The organism is Pseudomonas sp. NFACC37-1 (assembly GCF_900101575.1).
In the GTDB taxonomy this organism is placed as follows: Bacteria; Pseudomonadota; Gammaproteobacteria; order Pseudomonadales; family Pseudomonadaceae; genus Aquipseudomonas; species Aquipseudomonas fluorescens_AA.
On the sequence record NZ_FMUZ01000003.1, the window covers coordinates 1 to 13,349 of the forward strand.

General features: G+C 54.4%; 12 protein-coding genes, 1 tRNA gene and 2 pseudogenes. 9 read left to right on the forward strand and 6 right to left on the reverse strand.

Annotation, left to right across the window (positions count from 1 at the left end):
- The 3 genes and pseudogenes from BLP82_RS04385 to BLP82_RS30165 all read right to left on the reverse strand — a co-directional run.
- Positions 1–280: pseudogene (locus tag BLP82_RS04385) on the reverse strand (IS4 family transposase); the annotation flags it as partial.
- A 316-nt stretch (positions 281–596) separates the two neighbouring features.
- Complete coding sequence (locus BLP82_RS30160; RefSeq protein ID WP_139197807.1) at positions 597–1,919, reverse strand: HEPN domain-containing protein; 1,323 nt, start codon at positions 1,917–1,919, stop codon at positions 597–599.
- 188 nt (positions 1,920–2,107) lie between these two features.
- The gene (locus BLP82_RS30165) at positions 2,108–2,746 is read right to left on the reverse strand and encodes a hypothetical protein (protein ID WP_139197808.1); all 639 of its coding nucleotides are present in this window, start codon (positions 2,744–2,746) and stop codon (positions 2,108–2,110) included.
- Positions 2,747–3,313: 567 nt separating this feature from the next.
- On the opposite strand from BLP82_RS30165, the pseudogene BLP82_RS04395 reads away from it, so the two are divergent.
- From BLP82_RS04395 to BLP82_RS31530, 3 genes and pseudogenes are all read left to right on the forward strand, one after another.
- A pseudogene (locus BLP82_RS04395) lies at positions 3,314–3,727 on the forward strand (cupin domain-containing protein); the annotation flags it as partial.
- A gap of 253 nt (positions 3,728–3,980) precedes the next feature.
- Positions 3,981–4,430, forward strand: coding sequence for a hypothetical protein (locus BLP82_RS04400; protein WP_092165657.1), 450 nt, complete (start codon positions 3,981–3,983; stop codon positions 4,428–4,430).
- Between the two features lie 178 nt (positions 4,431–4,608).
- Positions 4,609–4,917 (forward strand): low molecular weight protein tyrosine phosphatase family protein, encoded by a 309-nt coding sequence (locus tag BLP82_RS31530; protein ID WP_092166072.1) that lies wholly within the window; start codon positions 4,609–4,611, stop codon positions 4,915–4,917.
- 76 nt (positions 4,918–4,993) lie between these two features.
- Here BLP82_RS31530 and BLP82_RS04410 read toward each other — a convergent pair whose 3' ends face one another.
- The 3 genes from BLP82_RS04410 to BLP82_RS04420 all read right to left on the reverse strand — a co-directional run bounded on the left by BLP82_RS04410 (position 4,994) and on the right by BLP82_RS04420 (position 7,034).
- Positions 4,994–6,247 (reverse strand): hypothetical protein, encoded by a 1,254-nt coding sequence (locus BLP82_RS04410; protein ID WP_092165659.1) that lies wholly within the window; start codon positions 6,245–6,247, stop codon positions 4,994–4,996.
- A gap of 84 nt (positions 6,248–6,331) precedes the next feature.
- Positions 6,332–6,661: a hypothetical protein gene (locus tag BLP82_RS04415; RefSeq protein ID WP_092165661.1), complete on the reverse strand. Its 330-nt coding sequence runs from the start codon at positions 6,659–6,661 to the stop codon at positions 6,332–6,334.
- Between the two features lie 288 nt (positions 6,662–6,949).
- Positions 6,950–7,034 (reverse strand) — tRNA-Leu (locus BLP82_RS04420).
- Between the two features lie 108 nt (positions 7,035–7,142).
- Between BLP82_RS04420 and queA the strand changes: the two genes are divergently transcribed.
- The 6 genes from queA (at position 7,143) to BLP82_RS04450 (ending at position 13,226) form a co-directional block, all read left to right on the forward strand.
- On the forward strand, positions 7,143–8,192 hold the full coding sequence (gene queA, locus BLP82_RS04425; RefSeq protein ID WP_028237240.1) for a tRNA preQ1(34) S-adenosylmethionine ribosyltransferase-isomerase QueA: 1,050 nt from the start codon (positions 7,143–7,145) through the stop codon (positions 8,190–8,192).
- Between the two features lie 14 nt (positions 8,193–8,206).
- Positions 8,207–9,322, forward strand: coding sequence for a tRNA guanosine(34) transglycosylase Tgt (tgt, locus tag BLP82_RS04430; protein WP_170842273.1), 1,116 nt, complete (start codon positions 8,207–8,209; stop codon positions 9,320–9,322).
- 43 nt (positions 9,323–9,365) lie between these two features.
- A complete protein-coding gene (yajC, locus tag BLP82_RS04435; RefSeq protein ID WP_007916913.1) occupies positions 9,366–9,704 on the forward strand; it encodes a preprotein translocase subunit YajC in 339 nt (112 codons plus the stop codon).
- 63 nt (positions 9,705–9,767) lie between these two features.
- Positions 9,768–11,636 carry a protein translocase subunit SecD gene (gene secD, locus BLP82_RS04440; RefSeq protein WP_092165665.1) on the forward strand — a complete coding sequence of 623 codons (1,869 nt, stop codon included), beginning with the start codon at positions 9,768–9,770 and terminating at the stop codon, positions 11,634–11,636.
- Between the two features lie 9 nt (positions 11,637–11,645).
- Positions 11,646–12,560, forward strand: coding sequence for a protein translocase subunit SecF (secF, locus tag BLP82_RS04445; protein WP_092165672.1), 915 nt, complete (start codon positions 11,646–11,648; stop codon positions 12,558–12,560).
- Positions 12,561–12,677: 117 nt separating this feature from the next.
- Positions 12,678–13,226: a glycine zipper 2TM domain-containing protein gene (locus tag BLP82_RS04450; protein ID WP_042728003.1), complete on the forward strand. Its 549-nt coding sequence runs from the start codon at positions 12,678–12,680 to the stop codon at positions 13,224–13,226.
- Positions 13,227–13,349 lie beyond the last annotated feature (123 nt).

Below are 13,349 nucleotides of genomic sequence, written 5' to 3' on the forward strand. Positions count from 1 at the left end.
GAACGCTGTTGGGTTTCAAACCCTCGCAGGAGCGTTTGATGGATAAATCATTCACGGCATTCTGGCAGGACCGGTCGGCGCTCATTGCCTGGGACAAAAACATGGACAGCGTTTCGGTCGGGGGAAATAGCCGCTGGCGATGCTTGGGTATCGATGACTCGACACCCCGCAATAACTCAGGATCGGAGAGCAGCTTGAAGAAAGCATGAGCATTGCTGTTCGTGGCGTGCTGGCGCATACGGTGCTGTTGATGTCGGACGATTTGGCGTCTACGATTCACTCGGGCTGTGTCCTTGCTTGATCGGTGTGTGTTCGCAACTATCACCGTAGACCAAGGCCAGCCTTTTTTCATTTTTTCGCAGTCGTATCAGCTAGTTAGCTGTTAAGTAAGTGCCATTCGGGGCGGATTTATTTCCTATGGCGTTCAGTGAGGTTGTCATAAATAAGGACCATGGCACCCCATCCAGTGAGGGCGCAAAGCATCAACAGGGGAATTAGCCCGACTTCGCTGCCCAGCTTTCCAACGCCATCGATGGTGTAGCGGATGGGCAGGTAATTGATGGTTGGGAAAAGGCCCAGGCAATTCAACACACCTTTTAAGGTGATTCGGGCGTTTCATCAGTTGTGGAAATTGGTAATATTGAAGGTGCTTTTAGTATTGCCTTTTGAGCAAGCTCTTTTAAATCATTCAAAGGCTTACTTCCAAAATGCTTTGTATACCGTTGGTGCTTCGGCCATTCGGAAATATAGCGACTTCCACCGTGAACAAGCTCATTTCTTAAATCAAAAAGCCATGATGCTTTTTCTTTGAGCTTTTCATCCAGTCCGAGATTGCTCACCCCAGCTATGATAGACGCCTCTACAGAACCGCGCTGTCCAAATAAAGCGTCAAGTGCAATAAAATAGTTGATATATGATTCTATGTCCTCAGAGTTCATGGCTCGATTGAAGAAATTTACGGATTTTTTTATACGTTGTTTATATTCGGTAGGGCATTGATTAAGCGACTCGTACCACTCTGCTACTTTTTTGGTTAAGTTATCAGTGATTATAATGTCTGATGCGTAAAAAGGAGAGAGTGCGCCACAATCACTAAGAGTTAATAAGTTGTCAGGTGTAGTTTCATGAGGGAATTGTATGCACTTGGTGAAAGGTTGAGCTATTGATTTGTTGTAGCCGTATTTGGAAGCCTCTGAGGCATGAGCGAAAAGTACAGTAATAAACATTCTGAATTTTAAACTGCTTGCGAATTTAGCTCCTTTTTGTGTTCCGTAATCTTCGCCAATCAAAACATAATTAAATTCATAGCCGCCATTGAATGAAAAGTTGCTATTGGTTGTGAACGGTGAGCTTGGTGTCCAGCTATCAAAAATATATCCTCGCGCGGAGAAATTATTCCACGCCATATCATCGCTACTTGAAATTAGATGCAATCCCTCTTCAGCAAGGGAAAGAGATGGTCCTTTATATCTGGGCAAGGGGTAAATCGTGCACCTTTTTCCTATCACGCTTCTAAGATTTTGTTTGATTTCTTCCAGAATTGTCTTGGTAAATTCGGTAACTGATACGGCACCCCTACATTCAAAAAGGTTTGGCTTTCTACCAAAAGCTACGTCGTCACCATTGAAAAGCGGTGAATCTAAACAAACTTTCTGTAATGTTGAAGTGACAATGTTATTAACGGACTCGGTATCACAGTCTCTGAACTCCTGTTCGGTTTCGATGATAAGAGCTGTTACCGTATCAATGGCATTGAAGGTATCTGGGCTGTACCACCAAGTGAGTCCAATTCCACCTGAGAAAGTAAACGGCTTTCCTCTCCCTGCAAAAAACTGCGCTGCCGGCATTTTGTCCTCAGCGCCGGGCCTCAAGAGAATTGAGCGCATCAGTCTTGCTACGTGAGCCTGTACTCGATCCATCGGGAATCTCCACAATCCAATATGACCCGTTAGCTGGCCATCTCATTTATGAACAGGTACGGCCACAAGTGCCATTCGGGACAGATTTATTTATGTGGCGAAAATAAATCTGTCTCGTTTCTGTTTTCTCTTCTTTATTTGGCGAAAGTTTCGGTTTTAATGCATATAAAGGCGGTTAAGTTGTAGCGCTAGCTAAACATGCTAGTCAGTTTACGGCTTTCATGCATGAATATATTAAATCCATATTTCGAATGTGCGCCAGGTACAAGGTGAAGCAGTTCCGATCCGGCGGTATGAGCCATCTGCCTTGAGGATTTTTTTCCTTTGCGGCGGCTATTATTTTTTCGATACTCCTCTGCAAGCTTAGAGAAGAAGATCATATCAATGGCACTCCCGTCGATCCAGTCTACTTCCTCCTTGTAGCCAGCAACCCAATCTAAATTAGTGCCGGCATCTTCAAGAAGGAATTTTGCTAAAGACTGATTTCCCATCAGGCATGTTCCTAGATAAAGTCCCTTTACTTGGTTTGTATTGTTGTGAGTTGTGAGCATATTTCTCAGTTCAGTACGCGTGATCATGTGACCGCTTGCTCCGCCAATAGAGCTGTCGCTTCCATGAGTGGCGAGATATACCACTTGGGTTTGACTATCTCGGCAGCGCATTTTTAGACCTGATGATAAAGATTGCTTTTCACTGAACATATCATAATAGAAGGCTGATGGATTGTCGTAATGTATCCCAGCTAGAGCTTCGAATAATGGCCTGACACTGTGATTGCCATCGCTCCACCACCTTGATTCTATAACCGAAAATATACACTTTGCCATAACTGCTCCTTAGTAGAACTTTTAACAGTCTGATGTTGTTTTAGGTTGTTGAAAATCTGATAACGAAAAATTATGGTCGCCGATGGTGTCCAGCCTGATACTGTCAAGCTACTACCTTGCCACTATCTACGTCTATAGGAAGATCAACGCCCCAGCGTAGATTGGGGGCGGCTGTGATTTACCTCATCGTGTCTCCACTTTATGACCATTGCCATTTTTCGGTGGAGACGAGCCTGCGTTGAGGGGCACTCTGTTAAGGATGGACATCGTCCAAGCTTGCTGACGGATCCTCTGACATAACGCTAGAAGGGCCATTGCGTAGAAAAAATAGAAAAAGGAGAGATATATTCCTTTAGCTGTCTTATCTCGCCATCGCCGCGCTCCAGTGTCAGCCGAGTACCTCGTTTGGCGTAAGAAACGGATGCTCAAGCTTCAAGCCTTATAGCTAACTTTGCATGAGCCCACCATATTTTGGTGAGCGCTTGGAATAAGCATCCCCACTGAGGAAAGGCGGAAAAAGGAACAATTTACTTCTTTGACTAAAAATAATCTTTCCCTTTTTCCATCGTGAGCGTGAAAGTCGAGGAGTTGTTCTCCGAAGAAAGCGTCTCCCTCGACAGCTACAGCCTGGTGCGCAGCGAAGACCGCCAATCCCTCGCGGCGAGCAGCGGCAGCTCCGAATATGCGGTATTGGCCCATCAAGTGTCCGAGCGCAGCCTCCTGCCCTTCATCCTCTATCCGGCGGCCGAATTCACCGCCCATCACGCGTTCAAGGAGCACACCGGCGAAGAGTTCCTGTTCGTGTACGAGGGCCAGGTGGAAGTGGACTTCATGAACGAGCGCGTGCTGCTGAACCGTGGCGATGCGTTGCATTTCAATGCGCAGAAACCCCATCGCCTGCGTTCGGTGGGGGATGTTCAGGCGCAGTTGCTGGTGGTGGTGCACAGCGATGAGTCGGCGGGGAAGGGCGAGGAGGCGTAGAGGCGTGTCGCTTCGTCGATGTGAGTCAGGCCTGGAGCGACCAAGTCACCACCGATGAGCCCGCCCGACGCTGGGCAGGGCGGCCTTCGAGAAACGATGCAGTTATTGCGGTTGTACAGATTACTCATGATCAACCAATCAAAATGGTCTTATGACCTGTAACTTCCTACAGTAGTCGCTCAATTTTCGAATGCTTATATTTCTTAACCTAGTTCAATCGAAGATCTCGATTGGTTAGGTTGAGGAATAAGTCATGACAACCGACAAAAATAAGTCAGAGCGCAACCCAGGTGCTAGCATGGTAGGAACGTTCACTATTGCTACGCCATCCTCTATAACGTTTACAGAGGTCAATGCCGTATTGTTCAACAGTGATGGTGACAATACCAGTGGCGGCCTCTTACAGGGAGGTTTAAAAGCCTGGAACCTGAAGAGTAACGATGAAGCCATAATCATCTTAGGCTTCTCGGCAGCACGGGCCGGCGCCGGTAACCCACAAACGTTCCAATATCCAAGCGATTTCCACGAGCCTTACGTGAGATGGGTCCATATTGACCAAGAGGGCAAGCGTCATTCAGCCGATACGGGGACAATCACTGTAGAGTTTGGCAATAACTTCGCCTTCTTCAGAGGGACATTCTCTTTTTTTGATACGGAAGGGCAAACTGTTACGGGGGCGTTTGATATTGGTTATGTCAGGTAGTGTAATATGCGCCGCAAAGTACAATAAAAAAGAGGCTTAAGCCTAATATCAGTCAGCTAAGCCGCAAACCTGTGGGAGCAAAGCTTGCTCGCGATTGAGGCGGGTCAGTCGCAACTGTGTCGGCTGGTCTACCGCTATCGTCGGATCGCTGCCCGGGGCAGCTTTGCTCCCACAGACTTTGCGCCGGAACCCATCCACTCATCCGGGCGTACCTTTTCGGCGCAGCCCTACCGGGGAGGCAATCTGGCGTCGACGTCCTGGCTTCAGCACTCGTTCGGCGGGCACCAGTCCGAACGCACGCAAACCTATCGGCCCAGCGGATATCCGTTGGGCCGATGTCATTTTTGTGATGGAGCGTAAGCACGAGCATCGTCTACGGGCAGAGTACGCTCGGCTGCTTGAGCACAAGCGGCTGCATGTTCTGGGTATTCCTGATGACTATCGCTTCATGGATCCTGAGCTGGTGGACGTGCTTGAAGTGAAGTGACGTTCTACCTAACTCCGTAGGTTCGATTGAAGCGCCACTTCCTTACAACTGAGCGTTGGATTTGCTTGTCCCGTTCTTAGAGGGGATGTTGAAACAGGCACGTTCTGCTTTCGTTAATTTTCAGTGGCGGGCGTGTAGGTGACCGTACGGATGCACAGCTTCTTTCGTCGTCCAGAGGACGGGGGGAGGTAAGGGCTTTCATTCGTGGCGAAGCTGGTTTGACTTTGGAAGCGGCCGTAGTCAGGCACTCATCGTAGTAGGTTGGTAAGCGTTTCAGAGGCAGATTGGCATATCGGGCCGGGCATAATAATAGGATGTCGCCAAAGCGGTATTGCTTGAAGGCTTGAATCGTATAGAACTTTTCGTCATTAGCGATAGGCGATGTCTCCCACAGCTTTGAATCGAAGGTTGCGAATGGATAATCAGCTTTATCTACCAAATACGGTAGAGGGCGGCTGTCCCGAAGCCTCATTAGGTTTCCAGCGGCGAACGCCCAAAGGTCGAGGACCGGTGGCAATAAGAAGGTGGTTAGGATAAATACCAATCCTAGTGCCCCGGTGGCTTTAAACAATCGATTTGTCGTGGTTCCCTGTAGTGTATAAAAGGCCATAACCGGGAACATTGAAATTAACATGAAGGCCAAGCAATATCCGATAACCACCGTCGCCTCCAAACCAGACTCGGCTCCTCGCCAAGCCCCAAGCGCGAGCTGTGCTGGAAAAACTCCTGTCATTGCAGTAAAGCCCAGGAAAACTCCAGCAGCCAAAACTTTTGCGGCGGCGGCAAAAAAACGTCTCCGTGGCTTGATTGGTCCGAATCCAAGACTTACAAACCGAATTCTTTTGTCTTTGTTGCCCACAAGTACCCATGCTGCTAGCGCTGTTGATAAAGTGACGACTAATAGGAAAACTTTCCACGGTTCGAAGATGATGTCGAATGCAGAGGCCAACAGCATTCCTGCTAGCAGGGCGAAACCTAATAAAACAATGGGCACAAAACGCCTGGCCAGAATTATTTCATTCTCGCGGCTGGATGTGACTATGCTCATGCAAAGTGAAAAGCTAAGCGAAGGGGTGACTGTTAAAAGCAATATGATTAGTAGTCCAAACACTACGAAAATTAGCCAGACTAAAAGATTGGGTATGCTTCCGATGGATTCAAGTAGTAGCTCGGGGTGGCCGATAACCCACAAATATTTGCAAAGTAGGAGTATTGAAAATAGCGTGGCCGCAGGTACTAACCACCATTTGCCTTCATTTAGGACGTTAAGTGCATAATTTTTAAGTTTTGATTCGCTGTCAGATACTGTTGTTATCTCGGATGTGCTCATGCTTAATTCCTTTAATCATGATGTTTTATGGGGGTATATCGACTTAAGTGTTAGGTGTTATTCGCTCTTGCTCAACTTGATCGGTCATTGGATCTCTTTTAAATAATCCCGAAGCGCCACGAGCGGGGCCTTAAGCTCCTCCATCATTGGCGCAGCCCTGAAATCCTCTGCCAACCGTTGCAACTCCAGCCCCAGGACGGTCTCCTCGCCCCCAACTGCCTCCAGCGCCCGCCCCAAACACTGCTGTAGCGTCGCATGAATCCCAACCAAATCCCCCCGCCGCACCAACAATCCAAACACCTCCCGATCACACCCGCCCATCAACGGATCATCCCGCAAAATCGGACTATGCCCCTCCGTCTCATAAGCCAGCTTCAGCGAGTAAAGAGCGACCGTTTCCAGCAGCAATTCCATGGGGTGAAGTCCTTTGTCAGCGGGTGAGGAGGGGCGGTGGATCAACTGGGCGTTGCAAGGCGGAGCATCGGTGGGGGCTGTGACATTTTTGTGAGCGCTTTGCGCTCAAGCGGGAGCAAGCTCCCTCGCCACGGGTTCCTACTCGCCACAGATTCTTCCTTGCCAGAGGTCTGGTGGTTGGGGCCGCTTCGCGACCCAGCGGGGATAAATCCCCTCGCCACAAATGGATCGGGTGACTTTCCTGCAGACGAAAAAAAAGACCTTGAATTTCAAGGTCTTTCTTTAAGATGGTGCCCCGAGGGAGACTCGAACTCCCACTCCTTTCGAAAACGGATTTTGAATCCGCCGCGTCTACCAATTCCGCCATCAGGGCTCAATGGCGGCGAAGTATAGAGAGGTGCCTACCGTTGGTCAATCACGTTTCATGGTGAATTTTTGATATTTCCGCTAGACTTTCCGGCCCTGCTAGACGAACCCCATCATGCGTGTTGCTGACTTTACCTTCGAACTCCCGGATTCGCTGATCGCTCGCCACCCTCTGGCCGAGCGTCGCGCCAGTCGACTGTTGACCCTGGACGGGGTCAGCGGTGCCATGGCTCACCGTCAATTCACTGATTTGCTTGAGCATTTGCGCCCGGGCGATTTGATGGTGTTCAACAATACCCGGGTGATTCCGGCGCGGTTGTTTGGCCAGAAGGCCTCCGGCGGCAAGCTGGAGATTCTGGTGGAGCGGGTGCTGGACAGTCATCGTGTGCTGGCCCATGTGCGCTCCAGCAAGTCGCCCAAGCCGGGTTCGTCGATTTTGATCGACGGCGGCGGCGAGGCGGTGATGGTGGCGCGGCATGATGCGTTGTTCGAGCTGGAGTTTGCCGAAGAGGTGTTGCCGCTGCTCGACCGTGTCGGGCACATGCCGTTGCCTCCTTATATAGATCGCCCGGACGAAGGTTCGGACCGCGAGCGTTATCAGACCGTGTACGCCGAGCGCCTGGGGGCGGTGGCGGCGCCGACGGCGGGGCTGCATTTCGATCAGCCGTTGCTGGAGGCGATTGCCGCCAAGGGCGTGGAGACCGCGTTCGTGACGCTGCACGTTGGCGCGGGCACGTTCCAGCCGGTGCGGGTCGAGCGTATCGAAGACCACCACATGCACAACGAATGGCTGGAAGTGAGCCAGGACGTGGTCGATGCCGTGGCGGCCTGTCGCGCTCGCGGTGGGCGGGTGGTGGCGGTGGGGACCACCAGTGTGCGGTCCCTGGAAAGCGCCGCCCGCGATGGCGTGCTCAAGCCGTTCAGTGGCGACACCGATATCTTTATCTACCCGGGCCGGCCGTTCCATGTGGTTGATGCCCTGGTCACCAACTTTCATTTGCCCGAATCCACGCTGTTGATGCTGGTTTCGGCGTTCGCCGGTTATCCCGAAGCCATGGCCGCCTACAAGGCCGCCGTCGAGCATGGATACCGCTTTTTCAGCTACGGTGATGCGATGTTCATCACCCGTAACCCCGCGCCACGCGGACCCGAGGAAACAGTATGAGTCGCACCTGTCGCATGTCCTTCGAGTTGCTCGCCACCGATGGCAAGGCTCGTCGCGGTCGTCTGACCTTCCCCCGCGGTACCGTGGAAACCCCGGCGTTCATGCCGGTGGGCACCTACGGTACGGTCAAGGGCATGCTGCCACGGGACATCGAGGCGATTGGCGCGCAGATCATCCTTGGCAACACCTTCCACCTGTGGCTGCGCCCGGGCATGGAAGTGATCAAGGCCCACGGCGACCTGCACGATTTCATGCAGTGGAAAGGCCCGATCCTGACCGACTCTGGCGGTTTCCAGGTGTTCAGCCTGGGCGCGATGCGCAAGATCAAGGAGGAGGGCGTGACCTTCGCTTCTCCGGTGGACGGTTCCAAGGTGTTCATGGGCCCGGAAGAGTCGATGCAGGTGCAACGCGACCTGGGCTCGGACATCGTGATGATCTTCGACGAGTGCACGCCGTACCCGGCCGATGAAGACGTGGCGCGGGTGTCCATGGAACTGTCGTTGCGCTGGGCCCAGCGTTCGAAGAACGCCCATGGCGAAAACACCGCGGCGTTGTTCGGTATCGTCCAGGGCGGCATGCACCGCGACCTGCGCATGCGCTCGCTGGAAGGCCTGGACAAGATCGGCTTCGACGGCCTGGCGATTGGCGGCCTGTCGGTGGGTGAGCCCAAGCACGAGATGATCAAGGTGCTCGATTACCTGCCAGGCGAAATGCCCGCTGACAAACCTCGTTACCTTATGGGCGTTGGCAAACCGGAAGATCTGGTTGAGGGTGTGCGCCGCGGGGTGGACATGTTCGATTGCGTGATGCCAACCCGTAATGCCCGCAATGGGCATCTGTTCATCGACACCGGTGTGCTGAAGATCCGTAACGCGTTCCATCGCCATGATGATTCGCCGCTGGATCCGACGTGCGATTGCTATACGTGCCAGAACTTCTCCCGCGCTTATCTGCATCATTTGGACAAGTGCGGCGAAATGCTCGGGAGTATGCTCAATACCATCCACAATTTGCGCCATTATCAGGTGCTTATGGCTGGTTTGCGCGAGGCTATCCAACAGGGTACATTGGCCGCCTTTGTCGAGGCCTTCTATGCCAAGCGCGGGTTGCCTGTACCGCCTTTGGACTGAGTTTTCCGATCCCTAGATTCAATACTTGCAACTGGAGTGCTAAATGAGCTTTTTTATCTCTAATGCCATGGCTGACGCGGCTGCACCTGCTGCTGCCGGCCCTATGGGCGGTGGTTTCGAGTGGATTTTCCTGGTCGGCTTCCTGGTCATCTTCTACCTGATGATCTGGCGTCCACAGGCCAAGCGCGCCAAGGAGCAGAAGAACCTGCTGAGCAGCCTGCAAAAGGGCGATGAAGTGGTTACCACCGGCGGTATCGCTGGCAAGATCACCAAAGTGGCCGATGACTTCGTGGTACTGGAAGTGTCCGACACTGTTGAAATGAAGTTCCAGAAGGGCGCTATCGCGGCCACGTTGCCAAAAGGCACACTGAAAGCGATCTAAGTAACAACTTCTATTCAATCGACGGGGCGCGCAAGGCGCCCCGCGTCATAAGCGGGCGGCGTGATGCTGAACAAATACCCTCTGTGGAAATATGTACTGATCCTGGCGGTGCTGGCGGTCGGTCTGATTTATTCCGCTCCCAATCTATACCCGGATGACCCGGCCATTCAGGTCAGTGGCGCAAGCACTGCGCTGCAGGTCACCCAGGCCGATCTGGACCGTGCGAGCGCTGCGCTCAAGGCGGCCAATATCGAGGTCAAGGCTGCGTCCATCGCCGAAAACGGCAAGGGCGGCCTGTTGCGCCTGGTCAAGGCAGAAGACCAGTTGCCAGCCAAGGACGTGGTGCGCAAGGCCATGGGCGACGATTACGTTGTAGCCCTGAACCTGGCCCAGACCACCCCGCAATGGCTGCGCAAGCTTGGCGCGCATCCGATGAAGCTGGGCCTGGACTTGTCCGGCGGTGTGCACTTCCTGCTGGAAGTGGACATGGAAAAAGCCCTCGACGCGCGGATGAAAGTCTACGAAGGCGACGTCAAGAGCCTGTTGCGTAAAGAGCGCCTGCGCTATCGCAGCCTGCCGCAGCTCGACGGTGCCATCCAGCTGGGCTTCAGCGATGAAGATACCCGCGAGCAGGCCCGTGCGCTGATCCGCAAGAACTTCAACGATTTCGACATTGTGCCGGCCGACCTCAATGGTCAGGCGGTGCTGCGTCTGGCGATGACCCCGGCCAAGCTGGCGGAAATCCGCGAATACTCCATCAAGCAGAACTTGACCACGGTGCGTAACCGCGTCAACGAGCTGGGTGTGGCCGAGCCGATCGTGCAGCGCCAGGGCGCCAACCGCATCGTGGTTGAGCTGCCGGGCGTGCAGGACACCGCCGAAGCCAAGCGTATCCTCGGCAAGACCGCCAACCTGGAATTCCGCCTGGCCGCTGAGCCGGGTGCGTCCAAGGCCACTTCCGAGAGCTTCGAGTTCCGTGAGGGCGGTCGTCCGGCGGCGCAGATCGAGCGTGGCCTGATCATCACCGGTGACCAGGTGACCGACGCCCAGGCGGGCTTCGACGAGCAGGGTCGCCCACAGGTGAACATTCGCCTCGACGGCCACGGTGGCGAACTGATGAGCCGCGCCACGCGCAGCAACGTCGGCCGCAGCATGGCGGTGATCTTCATCGAGCAGAAGCCGACCACCACCTACACCAAGCAAGTGGTCGACGGTGTCGAGAAAGACGTCGCGGTGCAGACCTTCAAGGAAGAGAAGAAAATCATCAGCCTGGCGACCATCCAGTCGCCACTGGGCAGCCAGTTCCGCATCACCGGCCTGAACGGCCAGGGTGAATCCTCGGAACTGGCCCTGCTGCTGCGTGCCGGTGGCCTGGCCGCGCCGATGTACTTCGCTGAAGAACGCACCATCGGCCCGAGCCTGGGTGCCGACAACATCACCAAGGGTATCGATGCGTCGCTGTGGGGCATGCTGTTCGTCTCGCTGTTCATCATCGCCATCTACCGCTTCTTCGGCATCATCGCCACCGTCGCGCTGGCGGTGAACATGGTGATGCTGCTGGCGCTGATGTCGCTGCTGGGGGCTACGCTGACCCTGCCGGGTATCGCCGGTATCGTCTTGACCATGGGTATGGCGGTGGACGCCAACGTGCTGATCTTCTCGCGGATACGTGAAGAGATCGCCGCGGGCATGACGATTCAACGTGCGATCAACGAAGGCTTCGGCCGGGCATTCACCGCGATCCTCGACGCCAACCTGACCACGTTGCTGGTGGGCGGGATTCTCTTCGCCATGGGCACCGGCCCGGTCAAGGGCTTCGCAGTGACCATGTCCCTCGGGATCTTTACCTCGATGTTCACAGCCATCATGGTGACCCGCGCAATGGTCAACCTGATCTTTGGCGGTCGTGACTTCAAGAAGTTGTGGATTTAAGGGGCTGCCATGTTACGTACAATCAACTTCATGGGCGTTCGCAACGTTGCGTTCGGCGTCACATTGTTCCTCACCGTACTGGCGTTGTTCAGCTGGGCCACCAAGGGGCTGAATTACGGCCTGGACTTCACCGGCGGTACGCTCATCGAGCTGACCTACGAGCGTCCGGCCGATGTCACCAAGGTGCGTGAGCAACTGGCGACGTCGGGCTACAGCGATGCCATCGTGCAGAGCTTCGGTGCGACCACGGACCTGTTGGTGCGCATGCCGGGTGAAGACCCGCAGCTGGGCCATCAGGTGGCCGAGGCCTTGCAGAAGGCCGGCGGCGACAACCCGGCCCAGGTCAAGCGCGTCGAGTTCGTCGGCCCGCAAGTGGGTGAAGAGCTGCGCGACCAGGGCGGCCTCGGCATGCTGATGGCGCTGGGCGGGATCCTGATCTACCTGGCTTTCCGCTTTCAGTGGAAGTTCGCGGTGGGCGCGATTGTCTCGCTGATCCACGACGTGATCGTGACCGTGGGCATCCTGTCGTTCTTCCAGATCACCTTCGACCTGACGGTGCTGGCGGCGGTGCTGGCGATCATCGGTTACTCGCTCAACGACACCATCGTGGTGTTCGACCGGGTGCGTGAGAACTTCCGTGTGCTGCGCAAGGTGTCCTTGATCGAGAACATCAACATCTCGACCACCCAGACGCTGCTGCGGACCATGGCGACGTCGATCTCCACCTTGCTGGCGATTGCGGCGCTGCTGATCTTTGGTGGCGACAACCTGTTCGGTTTCTCCATTGCGCTGTTCATCGGCGTGCTGGCGGGTACTTACTCTTCGATCTACATCGCTAACGTGGTGTTGATCTGGCTGAACCTGAGCACCGAGGACCTGATTCCTCCAGCGGCCACCGAAACGGAAGTGGACGACCGCCCATAAGGCTCGTCGCTCCACCCGTCACCGCTGAAAAGGCGCGAGTTGAACTCGCGCCTTTTTTTGTGCTCCAAGGCTGGGAGAAGCGCGGATTAATCCGCTTGTGATGGCCTGGAGGTTCAAGTGAACAAATCGATGCTGGTTGGTGCGGTATTGGGTGCTGTCGGTGTGACTGCCGGTGGTGCGGTCGCGACCTACAGCTTGGTAAAGAGTGGCCCTGAGTATGCGCAAGTACTGGCCGTGGAACCGGTCAAGACCCAAATCAAGACCCCGCGTGAAGTGTGCAAGGACGTCACCGTGACCCGGCAGAAGCCGGTCCAGGACCAACACCAGATCGCCGGCACCGTGATTGGCGCCCTGGCCGGTGGCCTGCTGGGTAACCAGGTCGGCGGCGGCACCGGCAAGAAAATCGCTACCGTGGCCGGTGCGGCCGGTGGTGGTTATGCCGGTAACAAGATTCAGGAAGGCATGCAGGAGCGCGACACCTACACCACCACCCAGACGCGCTGCAACACGGTCAATGACATCAGCGACAAGGTGGTAGGCTACGACGTTCGCTACATGCTCGACGGCAAAGAAGGCAAAGTCCGCATGGACCGCGACCCGGGCAACCAGATCCCGGTAAGCAAGGAAGGCCAGCTGATCCTGGGGCAGAACGAACCAGCCCAGTGATCCAGTTGTTGTGAAGAAGCACCCTTCGGGGTGCTTTTTTTGCGCCTGAATTCTGGGCTGTAGATCGTTCCCTCGCTCTGCGTGGGAATGCATCCCGTGACGCTCTGCGTCACCGTTCAGAAG